14 protein-coding genes are annotated in these 16,951 nt (G+C 66.6%); 7 read left to right on the top strand and 7 right to left on the bottom strand.

Annotated elements, in window-relative coordinates:
• Positions 1–7: 7 nt before the first annotated feature.
• Positions 8–1,444, bottom strand: a complete 1,437-nt coding sequence (locus tag AC1D2F_RS11325) for an acetyl-CoA C-acetyltransferase (protein ID WP_229992587.1) — start codon at positions 1,442–1,444, stop codon at positions 8–10.
• A 61-nt stretch (positions 1,445–1,505) separates the two neighbouring features.
• Between AC1D2F_RS11325 and AC1D2F_RS11320 the strand changes: the two genes are divergently transcribed.
• Both AC1D2F_RS11320 and AC1D2F_RS11315 read left to right on the top strand, forming a co-directional pair.
• Positions 1,506–2,228, top strand: coding sequence for a TetR/AcrR family transcriptional regulator (locus AC1D2F_RS11320; RefSeq protein WP_229992588.1), 723 nt, complete (start codon positions 1,506–1,508; stop codon positions 2,226–2,228).
• A gap of 74 nt (positions 2,229–2,302) precedes the next feature.
• A complete protein-coding gene (locus AC1D2F_RS11315; RefSeq protein ID WP_229992589.1) occupies positions 2,303–4,477 on the top strand; it encodes an acyl-CoA dehydrogenase family protein in 2,175 nt (724 codons plus the stop codon).
• A gap of 75 nt (positions 4,478–4,552) precedes the next feature.
• Here the strand turns inward: AC1D2F_RS11315 and glgA are convergent, their stop codons facing one another.
• Positions 4,553–5,758 (bottom strand): glycogen synthase, encoded by a 1,206-nt coding sequence (gene glgA / locus AC1D2F_RS11310; protein ID WP_229992590.1) that lies wholly within the window; start codon positions 5,756–5,758, stop codon positions 4,553–4,555.
• Positions 5,759–5,860: 102 nt separating this feature from the next.
• Here glgA and glgC point away from each other — a divergent pair, with 102 nt between their 5' ends.
• From glgC to AC1D2F_RS11295, 3 genes are all read left to right on the top strand, one after another.
• A complete protein-coding gene (glgC, locus tag AC1D2F_RS11305; RefSeq protein ID WP_414645444.1) occupies positions 5,861–7,276 on the top strand; it encodes a glucose-1-phosphate adenylyltransferase in 1,416 nt (471 codons plus the stop codon).
• Between the two features lie 60 nt (positions 7,277–7,336).
• Positions 7,337–8,845, top strand: coding sequence for an SDR family oxidoreductase (locus AC1D2F_RS11300; RefSeq protein WP_229992591.1), 1,509 nt, complete (start codon positions 7,337–7,339; stop codon positions 8,843–8,845).
• Between the two features lie 108 nt (positions 8,846–8,953).
• Entirely contained in the window at positions 8,954–9,421 is a 468-nt protein-coding gene (locus tag AC1D2F_RS11295) for a pyridoxamine 5'-phosphate oxidase family protein (protein WP_476966744.1), read from the top strand.
• Between the two features lie 68 nt (positions 9,422–9,489).
• Here AC1D2F_RS11295 and AC1D2F_RS11290 read toward each other — a convergent pair whose 3' ends face one another.
• Positions 9,490–9,933 carry a universal stress protein gene (locus tag AC1D2F_RS11290; RefSeq protein ID WP_476966743.1) on the bottom strand — a complete coding sequence of 148 codons (444 nt, stop codon included), beginning with the start codon at positions 9,931–9,933 and terminating at the stop codon, positions 9,490–9,492.
• Positions 9,934–10,240: 307 nt separating this feature from the next.
• Between AC1D2F_RS11290 and AC1D2F_RS11285 the strand changes: the two genes are divergently transcribed.
• Complete coding sequence (locus tag AC1D2F_RS11285) at positions 10,241–10,972, top strand: response regulator (RefSeq protein WP_290369320.1); 732 nt, start codon at positions 10,241–10,243, stop codon at positions 10,970–10,972.
• 46 nt (positions 10,973–11,018) lie between these two features.
• On the opposite strand, the gene AC1D2F_RS11280 is transcribed toward AC1D2F_RS11285, so the two are convergent.
• On the bottom strand, positions 11,019–12,719 hold the full coding sequence (locus AC1D2F_RS11280; RefSeq protein WP_229992594.1) for a GAF domain-containing sensor histidine kinase: 1,701 nt from the start codon (positions 12,717–12,719) through the stop codon (positions 11,019–11,021).
• A gap of 158 nt (positions 12,720–12,877) precedes the next feature.
• Between AC1D2F_RS11280 and AC1D2F_RS11275 the strand changes: the two genes are divergently transcribed.
• Complete coding sequence (locus AC1D2F_RS11275; RefSeq protein WP_229992595.1) at positions 12,878–13,375, top strand: pyridoxamine 5'-phosphate oxidase family protein; 498 nt, start codon at positions 12,878–12,880, stop codon at positions 13,373–13,375.
• Between the two features lie 80 nt (positions 13,376–13,455).
• Here AC1D2F_RS11275 and AC1D2F_RS11270 read toward each other — a convergent pair whose 3' ends face one another.
• Genes AC1D2F_RS11270 through AC1D2F_RS11260 form a run of 3 tightly spaced genes read right to left on the bottom strand, consistent with a single transcriptional unit; the run spans position 13,456 to position 16,818 of the window.
• The gene (locus tag AC1D2F_RS11270) at positions 13,456–14,307 is read right to left on the bottom strand and encodes a transglutaminase family protein (RefSeq protein ID WP_229992596.1); all 852 of its coding nucleotides are present in this window, start codon (positions 14,305–14,307) and stop codon (positions 13,456–13,458) included.
• Complete coding sequence (locus tag AC1D2F_RS11265; RefSeq protein WP_090577845.1) at positions 14,304–15,230, bottom strand: alpha-E domain-containing protein; 927 nt, start codon at positions 15,228–15,230, stop codon at positions 14,304–14,306. Before AC1D2F_RS11265 ends, AC1D2F_RS11270 begins: the two co-directional genes overlap by 4 nt.
• On the bottom strand, positions 15,223–16,818 hold the full coding sequence (locus AC1D2F_RS11260) for a circularly permuted type 2 ATP-grasp protein (RefSeq protein WP_364743222.1): 1,596 nt from the start codon (positions 16,816–16,818) through the stop codon (positions 15,223–15,225). Before AC1D2F_RS11260 ends, AC1D2F_RS11265 begins: the two co-directional genes overlap by 8 nt.
• Positions 16,819–16,951: the final 133 nt, after the last annotated feature.

The following is a 16,951-nucleotide window of genomic DNA, read 5'->3' as shown; positions in this document are numbered from 1 at the left end:
ATTCTCCCTAGAGTGCTTCGAGGATTGCGACGACGCCCTGGCCGCCGGCGGCGCAAATGGACACCAGCCCGCGGGCCGGGCGCCCGTTGACCTGGCCTTGGGCGTGCAGCATTTTGGCCAGCGACGCCACGATCCGGCCGCCCGTGGCAGCAAACGGGTGTCCGGCGGCCAGCGAGGAGCCGTTGACGTTCAGTTTGGTCCGGTCGATGCTGCCGAAGGCGCCGTCCAGGCCCAGGCGGGTGCGGCCGAAGTCCTCGTCCTCCCACGCGGCCAGGGTGCTCAGCACCGTGCCGGCGAAGGCCTCATGGATCTCGAAGAAGTCGATGTCGGCGAGGGTGAGATTGTGGCGTGCGAGCAGCCGGGGCACCGCGAATGCCGGCGCCATGAGCAGCCCGTCCTTGCCGTGGACAAAGTCGACGGCGGCCGCCTCGCCGTCGACCACCGCGGCGAGCTTGGGGAGGTCGTGGGCGTCGGCCCACTCCTCGGACGCGAGCAGCACGGTGGAGGCACCATCGGTCAGCGGGGTGGAGTTGCCGGCCGTCATGGTCGCTTCGGCACCCAGGTTCTTGCCGAAAACGGGTTTGAGTGTGGCCAGTTTCTCCAGGCTCGTATCGGCGCGCAGGTTAGAGTCCCGGCTCAGTCCCCGGTAAGGGGTCAGGAGGTCGTCGAAGAAGCCGGCGTCGAAGGCCGCGGCAAGATTCCGGTGGCTGTTGAAGGCGAGCTCATCCTGGGCCTCGCGGGTGATCTTCCACTGCGCGGTGGTCAGCGCCTGGTGCTCGCCCATCGACAGTCCGGTACGCGGCTCCCCCGTGTTCGGGGCATCGGGGGCCAGATCCTTGGGCCGGAGCCGGCTGAGGACCTGCAGCTTCCGGGACACGGTCTTGGCACGGTTGAGGTCCAGGAGCACCTCGCGCAGTCCCTCGCTGACCGCGATGGGGGCGTCAGAGGCGGAGTCGACGCCGCCGGCTATCGCGGAATCGATCTGGCCCAGCTTGATTTTGTTCGCCAGGCCGAGCACCGTTTCCAGGCCGGTGGCGCAGGCCTGCTGGAGGTCGTACGCCGGGGTCTCGGCAGAGAGGGCCGAGCCCAGCACGGCCTCCCGGGTGAGGTTGAAGTCGCGGGAGTGCTTGAGGACGGCTCCGGCCGCGACTTCCCCGATCCGTTCGTCCTGAAGGCCGAAGCGGGCAATCAGCCCGTCCAGGGCGGCGGTGAGCATGTCCTGGTTGGAGGACTTGGTATACGCGCCGCCGGTCCGGGCAAAGGGGATGCGGTTACCGCCCACCACCACAGCCCTGCGGAGCTGCGCCGATGCCGCGCCGACGTGCTGTGTCGTCACTGCGGCCGCCCCGGCGGCGGGCCCCGCGGCGGGCCCCGCGGCGGATGTTCCGGCGGCTGGTTTGGCGGCTGGTTGGGGGCGGGGCACTGACGGTCCGTTGACGGACATGGGCTGTCTCCTTCGATCAAAGCGATTACCGATACCCAGCGTACCTGATACGCTGGGTATCGTGAACATCCCCAACGACACCCCGCCCGCCGGGCAGGCCGCCGTCGACGGCCGCGCTTCCCGCTGGCAATCCCACCGCGAGGAACGGCGGCGGGAGCTCATCAAGTCGGCCCGGAGGGCTGTGCACGCCCTTGGCAGTGAAGCGTCGATGGAGGACATTGCCGCAGCCGCGGGAACCTCAAAGTCTGTGTTCTACCGCTATTTCGGCGACAAGGCCGGACTCCAGCAGGCCGTGGGCGAAGTGGTCCTGAGCCAGATGCAGCGGCGCATCCAGGAGGCGGCCCAGAGCGCCCAGACGCCCCGTGAAGGACTGTTCGCCATGGTGTCCGCCTACCTGCAGATGGCCGAGACCAGCCCGAATGTCTACACCTTCGTCACGCGCTACGCCCCCGGCGAAGCGGATACCGCCAGCCCGCCCATTTCCACAGCCGGTGCATTGAGCCACTTCTTCGCCGCCATCAGCGACATGATTGCCCGGCCCATGCGCAGCCATCTGGGCGGCGGCCCGGACAAGGAAGCCGTGATCGGCTACTGGCCCAATGCCGCGATCGGCCTGGTGCGGAACGCCGGAGAGCAATGGCTCGCCAGCCCGCCCGGACCCGGTAAACCGGACCAGGAAGCCATGGCTCGGCAGATCACGGACTGGCTCTGCTTCGGGATCGCGCCCGAGCTGCAGACGCCCTCGCCAGCACCGGCGGACCCGGCAGGCCAGGGCACGCTGTAACGCGGCACGCCGGCCCGCGCCGACGAACTGAATTGTCAGCACTAAAGATTGTCAGAACCACAGAAGGAAACGACATGACTGAACTAGCCGACCGCACCACCGGCAACGCATCTCGCCACACCACGACGCCGGCAGCCACAACGGCCGGCCGTTCCGGCGCCGAACCCAGCTCCCCTGAGGCGCCCGCCGTCGACGTCGCGGCCCTTGGCGAACAGCTCCTCGGCAAGTGGGCCGATATCCGGCTGAAGTCCAGGGGCCTCGCCGGCCGCCCGGAACTGCACAAGATCGAGGGCCTGACCCACACCGAGCATCGCCAGCGCGCGTTCGGACAGCTCAGGATCCTGGTGGACAACGGCGCCGTTCACCGCGCATTCCCCACGTCCGTGGGCGGCTCGGATGATCACGGCGGGAACGTGGCCGGTTTCCAGGAGCTGGTCATCGCCGACCCGTCGCTGCAGATCAAGGCCGGTGTCCAGTGGGGACTGTTCGGCTCCGCGGTGAACCACCTCGGCACCGCCGAACACCACGAAAAGTGGCTGCCCGGCATCATGAGCCTGGACATTCCGGGCTGCTTCGCCATGACGGAGACCGGGCACGGTTCGGACGTGGCCAGCATTGCCACCACCGCCACCTACGACGCCGCGGCCCAGGAGTTCGTGGTCCACACGCCGTTCCGGGCCGCGTGGAAAGACTACATCGGCAACGCCGCCACCGACGGCCTGGCCGCCGTCGTGTTCGCCCAACTGGTCACCAAGGGCGTCAACCACGGCGTGCACGCGTTCTACATGGACCTGCGGGACCCCGAAACCAAGGAATTTCTGCCGGGCATCGGCGGCGACGACGACGGCGTTAAGGGCGGCCTGAACGGCATCGACAACGGCCGGCTGCACTTCACCCAGGTCCGGATCCCCCGCACCAACCTCCTGAACCGCTACGGCGACGTCGACCCTGAGGGCACCTACACGTCCCCCATCGGCAGTCCGGGCCGCCGTTTCTTCACCATGCTCGGCACGCTGGTCCAGGGCCGGGTCTCCCTCGACGGCGCCGCCGTGACGGCGTCGAAACTGGCCCTGAAAACCGCCATCCAGTACGCCACCGAACGCCGGCAGTTCAACGCCTCCTCGCAGACCGACGAAGAAGTCCTGCTGGACTACCAGCGGCACCAGCGCCGGCTCTTCACCCGGCTGGCCACCACGTACGCCGCGAGCTTCGCCAGTGACCAGCTGCTGCAGAAATTCGACGACGTCTTCTCCGGCCGTCACAGCACCGACCAGGACCGCCAGGACCTCGAGACCCTGGCCGCGGCACTCAAACCGCTCAGCACCTGGCACGCACTCGATACCCTGCAGGAATGCCGCGAGGCCTGCGGCGGCGCCGGGTTCCTGATCGAGAACCGTTTCGCCTCGCTCCGCGCCGACCTGGACGTGTACGCCACTTTCGAGGGCGACAACACGGTCCTGCTGCAGCTGGTCGCCAAGCGGCTGCTGGCCGACTACGCCAAGGAATTCCGCACCGTGAACTTCGGCGTGCTGGCMCGCTACGTCGTGGGCCAGGCCACCGGTGTCGCGATCCACCGCACCGGACTGCGCGGCGTCGCCCAGTTCGTGGCGGACACCGGATCAGTGCAGAAAGCGGCCCTGGCGATCAAGGACGAAGCAAGCCAGCGGACCCTGCTGACGGACCGCGTCCAGACCATGGTCGCGGAGGTGGCCACGGCCCTCAAGGGTGCCAACCGGCTCCCGCAGCAGCAGGGCGCCGCCTTGTTCAACGCGCACCAGCACGAACTCATCGAGGCCGCCCAGGCCCATGCGGAGCTGCTGCAGTGGGAGGCCTTTACCGAGGCCCTCGGGAAAGTCAGCGACCCGGGCACGCACAAGGTCCTGACGTGGCTGCGTGATCTGTTCGGCCTGTCCCTGATCGAGAAGAACCTGTCCTGGTACCTCATGAACGGCAGGCTGTCGATGCAGCGCGGACGCACCGTGGGCGAATACATCAACCGCCTGCTCGTGAAGATCCGCCCGCACGCCGTGGACCTGGTGGACGCCTTCGGCTACGGACCGGAGCACCTCCGCGCGGAGATCTCCACCGGCGCGGAGAAAGTCCGCCAGGACGAGGCCCGGGACTACTTCCGGAAGCAGCGGGCCAGCGGCCAGGCACCCCTGGACGAAAAGATCCTGCTCGCCCGCGCGGCCCGGGTGACAAAGGCCCACGACACGAAAACCCACGGCACAAAGGCCCACGGCGCCTGACCCAGCCGAATTACGACGACGGCGCCGCCGCCTCAGCAGGGGCGGCGCCGTCGTCGATTGCCGTTCAGATGCGGGTCAGGAGCCCTCGTTGAGCACCGAGCGGTAAACCTCAAGCGTGGTCTCCGTGATCGATTCCCAGGAGAAGTGCTCCTCGGCCCGGCGCCGGCCGGCTTCGCCCATGGCGCGCGCCCGGGCAGGATCGGACACCACTTCGATGAGGGCCTCGGCAAAGTCGGTGACGAACTTCTCCGGGTCCAGCGGGATGCCGGTGCCGTCCGTGACCTGCTCGATCGGAACAAGCAGCCCGGTCTTGCCGTGCTCGACGACCTCCGGAATACCGCCGGTGGCGCTGGCCACCACGGCGGCACCGCACGCCATCGCCTCCAGGTTGACGATGCCCAGCGGTTCGTAAATGGACGGGCACGCGAACGCGGTCGCGTGGCTGAGCACCTGGATGACCTCGTTGCGGGGCAGCATCCGCTCGATCAGGATCACGCCGCTGCGCTGGCTCTGGAGCTCCTCGATCAGGCGTGCCGTCTCGGCCGCCAGTTCCGGAGTGTCCGCGGCACCGAGGCACAGCACCAGCTGGACGTCGGCCGGGAGCTTGGCGGCGGCCCGCAGCAGGTAGGGTACGCCCTTCTGCCGGGTGTTCCGGCCCACAAAAACAACGCTGGGGCGCTCCGGATCGATCCCGAGCGGACGGATGATGTCATCAGATTCGTCCCGGTTCCACTGGCTGACATCGATGCCGTTATGGACCACCTTGACCTTGGCCGGATCCACGTCGGGATAGCTGCGCAGGATGTCCTGCCGCATCCCTTCAGAGACCGCGATAATGGCGGCAGCGGCCTCGTAGGCGGTCTTTTCCACCCATGAGGACACCGCGTATCCGCCACCGAGTTGCTCGGCCTTCCACGGGCGCAGCGGTTCCAGGCTGTGGGCGCTGAGGACATGCGGGATGCCGTGGAGCAGGGACGCGATGTGTCCGGCCATGTTGGCATACCAGGTGTGGGAGTGGACCAGGTCCGCGCCGGCTATGTCCGGAACGATCCTCAGGTCCACCCCGAGGGTCTGGATGGCGGCGTTTGCTGAGCCCAGGTCGTCGGGCACGGAATACGACGTGACGGTCGCTCCGTGATACCCGGGCTCGCGGGGCGCGCCGAAGGCACGCACCTGAAGATCCACGCGTTGGGCCAGCACCCTGCTGAGCTCGGCCACATGGACCCCGGCGCCGCCGTATATTTCCGGCGGGAATTCTTTGGTCACAATATCTATTCGCACATGCACCAAGGTAGTCGTTACGGTGGAACTGATCTAGTGTGAAGACGTTCGGGCATGCCGGACTGTATTGGGGAGTAACGAAGGCGTTCAGGAGCTATCACCATGCCGCATCAAAAGAGAGTTTTGGCAATTGTCCTCGCAGGTGGCGAGGGAAACCGGCTCATGCCGTTGACGGCGGACCGGGCCAAGCCTGGTGTCCCGTTTGCCGGAAGCTACCGGCTAATTGACTTTGCCCTTTCAAATCTTGTGAATTCCCGCTATCTACAAATTGTGGTGTTGACGCAATACAAGTCCCACAGCCTTGACCGGCACATTTCCGAAACGTGGCGCATGTCCACCCAGTTGGGCAACTATGTGGCCTCGGTTCCGGCCCAGCAGCGCGTCGGCAAGAGCTGGTTCCTCGGCAGCGCAAACGCCATCTATCAGTCCCTAAACCTCATTCATGACGCCAATCCCGACATCGTGGTGGTGGTCGGCGCAGACCACGTCTACCGGATGGACTTCTCCCAGATGGTGGCGCAGCACGTCGCCAGCGGGGCCAAAGCCACAGTCGCCGCCGTCCGCCAGCCTCTGCACATGGCGGACCAGTTCGGCGTGATCGAAACGGATGCGGACAACCCGGAGAAAATTGCCGCGTTCGTCGAGAAGCCGTCCTCGACGCCCGGCCTCGCGGCCGACCCCAGCCAGTTCCTGGCCTCCATGGGCAACTACGTGTTCGACGCCGATGCCCTGGTCGAAGCCCTCCACGTGGACGCCGAGCGCCTCGACACCAAGCACGACATGGGCGGGGACATCATTCCCTACTTCGTGAACCAGGGTGAGGCCGGCGTCTACGACTTCACCCTCAACGACATTCCCGGGTCCACCGAACGGGACCGCACCTACTGGCGCGACGTCGGCACCATCGATTCGTTCTACGACGCCCACATGGACCTGATCTCCCCCGTTCCGGTCTTCAACCTCTACAACTCTGAGTGGCCGATCTACACCCGCCAGAGCATTTCGCCGCCGGCCAAGTTTGTCCGCGGCAAGTCCAACACTGTGGGTACGGCACTGGATTCCATCGTGGCCAGCGGTGTCGTCGTCTCTGGCGGCATTGTGGAGGGGTCCGTGCTCTCCAATGACGTCTACGTCGGCACCGCAAGCCGGGTCCTGGACTCGGTACTGATGGACAAGGTCAATGTCGGCGAAGGCGCTGTCATCAAACGCGCCATCATCGACAAGAACGTCAAGGTTCCGGCCGGGGCCGCTATCGGGCTCGACCCCGAACTGGACCGCGCCCGCGGGTTCAAGGTCACCGACTCCGGAATTACGGTCCTGTCCAAGGGGCAGGTGGTCCCGGACCCGAGCGATTCGGAACGGGCGCTCTCTGCGGCCAACCTCCGCCTGGTGCCGGATGCCGTCCGCACCGCGACGGAGAGCTGGCCCGAATTGCGGGAGTCCGTGGACAAGGTTGTCCACGTGCAGGCCGCCGCGGTCGGCGCGGACGCACCGGCCAAGCAATCGCCCACGGCATAGTCAGGCGGGGGCCCGGCGCTGCGGTCAGGCCGGGTCCCCGCACCCTGTAAAATTAGGGCAATGAGCTCCCCCGATCTGTCCTCCGATCTTCCCTCTGCCGAGTCTGGTCTTGCCGGGCCCGGCTTGGCCGAGCTGACCCCGGAGGAAATCCAGGCCTGCCTGAAGGTCCTGAACACGATCCACGCCTATGACGAGGAACACCCGGACTACCTTTCCGTGCGCCGCGCCACCGGGAAGATGTTCAAGGCCGTCAAGCGCCACCGGCGGGTCAGCAAGCGCGATGAGATCGCCGAGGCGGACCGCGCCGTGATCGCCCAGACGGCGACGGCGGCCCCCGACAGGATCGACGACGAGACGCGCGGCAACAAGCTCGCCACGTCCGCGACCGGGGAGATCGCCGGCCATCTCATCAGGTCCCGGCCGTGTTACATCTGTAAGCAGCACTACACCCAAGTGGACGCCTTCTACCACCAGCTGTGTCCCGAGTGCGCCATGTTCAGCCACAGCAAGCGCGACGCCCGCACCGATCTGACCGGCCGCAGAGCCCTGCTGACCGGCGGCCGGGCAAAGATCGGCATGTACATCGCGCTCCGGCTCCTCCGGGACGGCGCCCACACCACCATCACCACCCGGTTCCCCAAGGACGCCGCCCGCCGCTTCGCCGCGATGGAGGACAGTACCGACTGGCTGCACCGGATCCGGATCGTGGGCATCGACCTCCGCGACCCGTCCCAGGTAATGGCCCTGACGGATTCCCTCGATGCCGCAGGGCCGCTGGACATCATCATCAACAATGCGGCCCAGACGGTGCGGCGCTCCGGCAACGCCTACAAGCCCCTCGTCGACGCAGAGGACGAGCCGCTGCCAGCCGCTCTCCAGGCTGCCAACGGGGGCCCGGAACTCGTCACGTTCGGCCACGCCCACGACAAGCACCCGCTTGCCCTTGCCAGCAGCGTGTTCGACCATCCCGTCCTGGCCGGGGACGCAATCACTTCCCTCGCCCTCTCCACGGGCTCCGCGTCGCTGGAGCGCATTGCCTCCGGCACCGCCATCGACGCCGGCGGGCTGGTCCCGGACCTCGCCACGATCAACAGCTGGACCCAGGTGCTGGACGAAGTGGACCCTCTGGAGATGCTCGAAGTGCAGCTGTGCAACGTAACGGCTCCCTTCCTGCTGGTCAGCCGGCTGCGCGGCGCCATGAAGCGCTCCACCGCGCGGCGGAAGTACATCGTCAATGTCAGCGCCATGGAAGGCCAGTTCTCCCGCGCCTACAAGGGCCCCGGGCACCCGCACACGAACATGGCCAAGGCTGCGCTGAACATGATGACCCGTACCAGTGCCCAGGAAATGCTCGACGCCGACGGCATCCTGATGACGGCCGTGGACACCGGCTGGATTACGGACGAGCGGCCGCACTACACCAAAGTCCGCCTCATGGAAGAGGGCTTCCACGCGCCCCTTGACCTGGTTGACGGCGCCGCCCGCGTTTACGACCCCATCGTGATGGGCGAATCCGGCGAGGACCAGTACGGCGTCTTCCTGAAGGACTACAAGCCCAGCCCCTGGTGACAGGCACCCGGGTGGCGCCTCACGCTGAGGTGTGCAGTGCAGTGAGGAGCGCAGTGCAGGCCTTATGGCCCTAATCGGGGTCCGGGCCGGTACGTAACGTGGCTCCACATGGACACAACCACGCCACTGCCGGATTACTCGCTGACCATGGACCAGTGCTGGGCGCTGCTCGATGCCGAAGTCGTGGGGCGCGTAGCGCTGATCGTGGACAGCCATCCGGAGATCTTTCCGGTGAACTTCGTGCTGGAGCGGCGGACGATTGTCTTCCGCACCTCCGGGGGCACGAAGCTGTGGGGCGCCATCACGGGCAAGCCGGTCGCATTCGAGATCGACGGGTACGACGCCCGCGACGAGACGGCCTGGAGCGTGATGGCACGCGGCGAAGCCGAACTGATGGAGAACCAGGCGGACAAGGACGAGGCGGATGCCCTGCTCCTGGAACCGTGGCAGCCCGGCGGCAAGCCGTACTACGTGCGTGTGGCTCCCAAGGCGCTGACGGGGCGACGCTTCAAGGTCAACAGGCCCGATGTGTGGGCCACCCGCCTCTCGGACCAGCGCCGCGCCTCCTTCGAATAGCTCGCGGGTCGAATAGGACACGGTTCGAATCACGTGGGTTCGAATTGCTCCGTGCAGGGATTCCGGCGTCAGTCGCTTTCTGGCGAGTGAACGACCAGTACCGGGCAATGCGCATGCGCCACGCAGGCGGAACTGACTGATCCCAGGAGCAGGCCGCCGAACCCGCCGTGGCCGCGGCGGCCCACCACGAGCATGTCCGCGGACTTGCTTTCCTCGATAAGCATCCGGCGGGGATGCCCCTGGACGAGGCGGGCCTCGACGTTGTCCGGGGTGTCCGGGCCGAAAGCCTTCACCACCGCCTCGGCCAGGATTTCCCCTGCCCGGACGTCGAAGTCCTCGATGCCGACGGCGACGTAGCCGTCGTACACCGGCGGGTAGTCCCAGCACGCCAGYGCCACGACCTTGGCGGACAGCGGCACCGCGAGGCCCTGCGCATGCCGTAACGCCGACACCGAAGCGTCCGAGCCGTCAACGCCTACCACGATCGTGCGGACGTCCCTGGCTTCGTTCATCGGTTAACCCTTGTCCTCGTGCCGGCCGAGCTTGTTGCGCCAGATGGCGACGCTCCCATGATTTCCTCCGCCCGGCCAGGGAGCCTAGGGCCAAAAGTCATGCAAGCACACCAGCCAGCTCGCGTCCGAAAGCGATCAGTGCAGCGGCCGCAGGCGGCCCGTTGGGCACTATGACCCTTGTCCGTGGCGCCGCAGTGCAGAAGAATGGCAGAGGCTGGGGTAGTCAATGCACCACAGATGTTCATGCACCACAGAAGTCGATGACTACAGAATCGAGCGGTCCCGCAAGCGGCCGGACGGGAGAACCATGATTGCCTGGGCAGACGCAGGTCTCGCTGCACCTGATGGCGTGCAGGCGGTGATCCGCGTCTTTATTCTCGATGACCACGAACTCGTCAGACGCGGACTGCAGGAACTTCTCGAAGGCGAGGGTTTCGTGGTGGTCGGCAGTTCCGGATCCGCGGTGGAGGCGACCCGCCGCATTCCCGCACTGCACCCCGATGTCTGCGTGCTGGACGCCCGCTTGCCGGACGGAACCGGCATTGAGGTCTGCCGGGACGTGCGGTCGGTGGACCCGTCCTTGAACTGCATCATCCTGACGAGCTTCGACGACGAACAAGCCCTGCGCGGGGCCGTGCTGGCCGGCGCGCGCGGATATGTGCTGAAGGAGATCGGCGGCACGGACCTGATCGGAGCGCTGCGGCGGGCAGCAGCGGGCGAGACTCTCTTCGAGGAAGACGTCGCCGCCGGCATCGTGGACAGCCTGGTGGAGGCCGAGGAAGTTGACCCGCGCACCTCATCCCTCACGCCCCAGGAACGCAAGGTGTTGGAGCTGGTGGGCGGCGGGCTGACCAATCGGCAAATTGCCGCCGAAATGTTCCTGGCGGAAAAGACCGTCAAGAACTATGTGTCATCGCTGCTGGCCAAGCTCGGTTTCGAACGACGCACCCAGGCCGCTGTCTTCATCGCCAGCCCGGCATTTCCGGTGGCCTCCGGTGCAGGCACCGGCGATGGCACCCGGCCTCACAGCGTCCGCTAACCTCCCTGCGGGAGCCTCCGTGCGCGCCGGCTAGAGGGGCACCGGGCTAGAGGGGCACTGACCACTCCAGGCTGGTGCCGGCGTCGGGCGCGCTCGTAATGGTGCATTCGCCGTCCAGCATGCGTGCCCGGTCCTCGAGATTGCTCAGCCCGTTGCGTTTTCCGGGTTGGGCGAATCCGGCGCCGTTGTCGCTGATTACCACCGTCACGCGGCCCTTGACGACCGCCACCGAGACCGAGATGGTATCCGCCCCGGAGTGCCGGATGGCGTTGCTGAGCCCTTCGGAAACCACAGCCACGACGTTGTCGGCCTTGTCCGGAGTCACGGCATCCACGGGTCCTGTGATGGTCAGGCGCGGTGCAAAGGGCATGGATTTCGCCGAACTTCGCGTGACCCGACGGATCCGTCCGCTCAGCAATTCGGCATCGCCGATATTGCTCTTCAGTGAGTAGATGGTGTCGCGCAGGCTGCGGATCGCCTCGTCGAGTTCACCTGTGATGGTGCGGATGCGCTCCCACGCCAGTTCGTCCTTGGTGAACCGGGTCAGGCTCTGCACGCTCAGCCCGGCGGCGAACAGCCGCTGGATGACGAGGTCGTGCAGGTCCCGGGCAATCCTGTCGCGGTCCGTGAAGACCAGGAGCTCTTCGCGCAGCCGGTGCACCCGGGACAGTTCCAAGGCGAGGGCAACGTGGGAGCCGAAGACGGCCCCCATCTCGATGTCCGTCCGGGCGTAGCGGACCGAATCCTTGTTCCGTGCCAGCAGCAGGAGACCATGGTGGGCGCCTTGGGTGCTCAGTGCCACCGCCAGCAGCGGACCGGTGACTCCGGCGTCGACCTCCCCGACCACTTCCGACGCGTCGTCGAACAGCACCGGCTCGCCGCCTTCAAGGACACTATCCAGGAGCCCTGATTCCAGATGCAATGACTTTCCCGAAAACGCCGCGCCGCGCCCACCGGCAACGCCGATCACCACGTGGTCAACGCCGTTGGCTGCGGGAGCCACCAACAGGGCGAGATCGGACGCGGACTCCTGGAGCGCGCGGCCGGCAATCGGGTCCAGGCCGCCTGAGGTGTAGTCGCGGTCCGTGCTCAGCATCAGCCCGGAGACGTCCATGCAGGCTTCCAGCCAGCGGGCCCGGCGGCGGGAGTCGTCGTAGAGCCTGGCATTCTCAATGGCGACGCCGGCGGCTGCCGCCAATGCGACGGCCAAGGCTTCGTCTTCGGCGGTGAAGTCGCCCCCGCCTTCCTTTTCCGTGAGGTAGAGGTTTCCGAATACGACCTCCCGGACACGGACCGGGACCCCCAAGAAAGACTGCATGGGAGGGTGGTGGGCTGGGAACCCGTAGGCTTCAAGGTGCTTGCTCAGATCATGCAGCCGAAGCGGCCGGGGGTCTGTAATCAGGAGGCCAAGGACGCCGTGACCGGTGGGCAGCGGACCGATCCGCCGCGACAATTCGCCATCGATGCCCACGGTGATGAAGTGGCTCAGCGCGTGGTCATCACCGATGACTCCCAGGGCACCAAAGCGTGCATGCAACAACCGGCAGGCCGATTCGACCACGCGTTCCAGCACGGCATCCAGGCTCAGGTCCTCGGCCAGGGCGACAACCGCTTCCAGCAGCCCCGCCATGCGTTCCTTGGATTGGAGCAGCTCTTCTGCCCGGGCGCCGAACCCCTTCAGCAGTTCCTCAACCACGGGATTTGGCTCGGATACGGCATGGCCAGAACCCTCACCCGTTGATTGCATATCTTTGCCCCCACTCGCTCCGGCCCGTGTCGACGCTGACGGCCCTATGCCAGAATACCGCGAAGAACTCAGGAATGCCTCAGAATTCACAGTTTTAACCGACGTCTGGGACCATATGCCCTAGCCGTCCCCAGCCCCGGCAGCGTACGCTCGCCGGCATGAGTACTGAGTCGAGCCCGGGCAGTCACGAGTCAAAGGACAAGGCCCACACCGTCGAAAACCTGGCCACTCACGAATGCTGGCAATTATTGCGCAGCGTCTCGGTCGGCAGGCTTGCGGTCTGGGTGGACGATCACCCCGACATCTTCCCCATCAACTACAAAGTGGACCACGGTACCCTGGTCTTCCGGACCGCCGAGGGCACCAAGCTGCAGGCGGCCACCGGAGACACTCCGGTGGCGTTGGAAGCGGACGGCGTGAACGCGGACACCGGCGTCGCCTGGAGCGTTGTCGTCAAAGGCCAGGCCGCGCCGGTGCAGAACCCCCAGGAAGTCATGGACACGGTGGGCCTGCTGCTGTTCCCGTGGCAGGCCGGACAAAAGGAACACTTCGTCCGGATCACGGCGGACACCGTCACAGGCCGGCGCTTCAAGGTGGTACCGCCGCAGACGTGGTGGACGCCGTTGGACGACTCCACCCGCTCCGGCCTCGAATAACTCCCCCAAAGCACCGCATGCTCTATCAGATCGGGCTGCTTTGAGGGCCTCAGGGCAGCCCGATCTGATAGCGCAACGGTTTAGGCCAGGCGGGTGATCTCCACGCTGACGGTGAGGGCCGATCCCCCGCCGCCGGACAGGATGCCCTTGAGCGGCGGCACGTCGCGGTAGTCGCGGCCCCGGGCGACAGTGACGTGGAAGTCCCCCGCCGGCTTGTGGTTGGTCGGGTCCCAGCTCCGCCATTCGCCGTCCCACCACTCGAGCCACGCATGGGATTGGCCGGCAACTGTCTCGCCGAGATCCGCCGTCGAGCGGGGGTGAAGGTAGCCGGACACATAGCGGGCCGGGATACCGCAACTGCGCAGGGAGCCGATGGCGAGGTGTGCCAGGTCCTGGCAGACGCCCTGCCGCTGGTTCCAGGCTTGCTCGGCGTTGGTGGTCACGCCGGTGGAGCCCTTCATATAGGTCATTTCGCCGCGCATCCAGGCAAAGACTGCCATGGCCGCCTCGTGCGGCGTTTTTCCCTCCACAACTCCGGGGATGATGGCGAGCACTTCAGAGCCGGGATTCGTCAGCTGGGACTGGGGAACCCAGTCACTGAACTGGTTGAGCGTCTCCGGTGCGGCCAGGACGTCCCATCCCACGATGTCGGCCTCGGCTGCGATCTTCTCGACCCGGTGCACCTCAACGGTGGTGGTGGACAGGACTTCGAGGTGCTCGTGCGGCATCTGCATGTCGAAAGCCGTCACGCGCGTGCCCCAGTAGTCGCGGTAGCTGCTCATGGCCGCCTGCGAGGGCGACACCTTCATGGAGGACTCCAGGACCACCTGCTGCGGGTCCGTCAGCGGGGTCATCCGGGCCTCGTTGTAGGACAGCGTGACGCGTTTGTTGTACTTGTACGCCGTCTTGTGGACGATGTTCAGCCGGGTCATGAAACTTCTCCCACCCAGGCCAGTTCGTCTGCCTGATTGAAGTACTTACGGGAAATGGCGTCCGAGGCCTGCGAAACCGCTTTTTGCACACGCTCCATGTGCTCCGGCAGCTCCGACATGAGGTCATCGGTGCGGTGGAACTCCAGGAAAGTGCGGGCCTGGCCGACAATCCGGCGGGCGTCGTTAATGAAGCCGACGCGCTGGGCCGAGGGGTCCAGTTTCGCCAGGCACTCGTCGGCGTCCCGCAGGGCGTAGACGATGGACCGCGGGAACAGCCTGTCCAGGAGCAGGAATTCGGCCGCGTGCTGGTCCCCGAACGCCGCCCGGCGGGTCCGCAGGAAGGATTCGTACGCGCCGGCGCAGCGGAGCATGTTCACCCACGACATGCCGGCCGAGAGGACATCGCGTGTGGACAGCATGCGCGCGGTCATGTCGGCCCGCTCCAGGGACCGGCCCAGGACCAGGAACTGCCAGCTCTCATCGTGGCTGACGGTGGTGTCGGCCAGGCCGCTGACCATGGCCGTGCGTTCCAGGACCCAGTTGCAGAAGCGGTAGGTACCCACCACGTCCTTGCGGTGCTGGTTCAGCCCGTAGTAGGTCGTGTTCAGGCTTTCCCAGAGCCCGGAGGAGACGGTCTCGCGGGCGCGGCGGGCGTTTTCCCGGGCCGCGCCGAGGGAGCCGGCAATGGACGTGGCACTCTGCTTGTCGTAGGCGAGGGCATTGAGCAGTTCCGGCAGGCCGAAATCCTCATTCTGCGCACGGGCCCCCATGACGGCGAGGAGTTCCTGCGCGACGCTGCGCTGTTCCTCCATGGGCAGATGGTTGAGCCGCTCGAGGTGGACGTCGAGGATCCGGGCCGTGCCGTCGGCCCGTTCCACGTAGCGGCCGATCCAAAAAAGTGACTCGGCAATACGGCTAAGCATTCGCGGGTACCTCCTGCGCGTCAGAAATCTGCTGCTGCTGCTGTTCTTTCTGGCTGTCGCGCCAGTTGCTCTCCACCGGCCAGACCGAAACCCGCTCGCGGATTGCGATGCTGGGCCGCGGGATCACTTCGACGGGGACCTGCGGGGAATCCGCCAGGACCCAGGTGTCCTTGGAGCCGCCGCCCTGGCTGGAATTGACGATCAGCGAGCCCTCCTTGAGCGCCACGCGGGTCAGTCCGCCGGGGAGAACCCAGACGTCCTCGCCGTCGTTGACGGCGAAGGGGCGCAGGTCCACGTGCCGGGGGCCGAACTTGTCGCCGCTGAGCGTGGGCACGGTGGACAGCTGCAGCACCGGCTGGGCGATCCAGCCGCGGGGGTCGGCGATGATCCGCTTGCGCAGGGCATCGAGTTCGTCCCTGGAGGCGTCCGGGCCGATCACCAGGCCCTTGCCGCCCGAGCCGTCCACGGGCTTGACCACGAGCTCGTCGAGGCGGTCCAGGACGTGCTCCCGGGCCTCTTTCTCTTCCAGCCGGAACGTGTCCACGTTGGCGATCAGGGGCTCTTCGCTCAGGTAGTAGCGGATGAGGTCGGGCACATAGCTGTAGACCAGCTTGTCATCGGCGACGCCGTTGCCCACGGCGTTGGCGATCGTGACGCCGCCGGCGCGGGCGGCGTTGACCAGGCCGGGGCAGCCAAGCATGGAGTCGGCGCGGAACTGCAGCGGGTCCAGGAATTCGTCGTCGATCCGTTTGTAGATCACGTCCACCCGCTGCTCGCCGGCCGTGGTGCGCATGTAGACCCGGTTGCCGCGGCAGATGAGGTCACGGCCCTCGACGAGTTCGACACCCATGAGGCCGGCGAGCAGGGTGTGCTCAAAGTAGGCGCTGTTGAACACGCCGGGGGTCAGGACCACCACGGTGGGATCGTCGACGCCGGAGGGCGCCGTCTTCCGCAGGGCGGACAGGAGCCGGCGGGGGTACTCCTCGACCGGGCGGATGAGCTGCTGGCCGAAGGCCTCGGGCAGGCCCTTGGCCATGGCCCTGCGGTTCTCGAGGACGTAGCTGACGCCCGAGGGCACGCGCACGTTGTCCTCCAGGACGCGGAAGGTGCCCGCGGCGTCGCGGACGACGTCGATTCCGGAAATGTGGACGCGGACGCCGCCGGCCGGCTCGAAGCCGTGCACCTGGCGGTGGAAGTGAGCGCTGGTGGTGACGAGCTGGCGCGGGATGACGCCGTCGGACACCACCGTCATTTTGTCGTAGACGTCGTTGAGGAAGGCTTCCAGGGCGCGGACGCGCTGGGCCACACCGCGTTCCAGGACGCTCCACTCATCGGCGGGGATCACGCGGGGGACGATGTCCAGCGGGAACGGCCGCTCTTCGCCTGCGAAGTCGAACGTCACGCCGCGGTCCAGGAAGGTCCGCGCCATGGAATCGGCACGGGCGCTGACGTCAGCCAACGAAAGTTCACGCAGGGCCACGGCCACCTGCCCGTAGGACTTCCGGGCCTGCTGGCCGGGGGCAAACATCTCGTCGTAGGCGCCGGTTCGGCCGGCGGCCTCGGAGTAATCCTGGAATAGGTCAGACATGGTCACTAGCCAACCACTTTTTCGTTACGAAATCATTTCGGCGGCCCGCGCGGCGGCCCGCGGAGCGCGGTCCTCAGGCGCGGGCCCGCTTGCCGGGATGGCCGCGGTTACGGCTTTTCCGGCCGGGTACGGC

This window comes from Arthrobacter sp. P1_B3 (assembly GCF_056406615.1).
The sequence above is the reverse complement of the archived record's forward strand: the minus strand, read 5'-3'. Positions and strand labels throughout refer to the sequence as shown.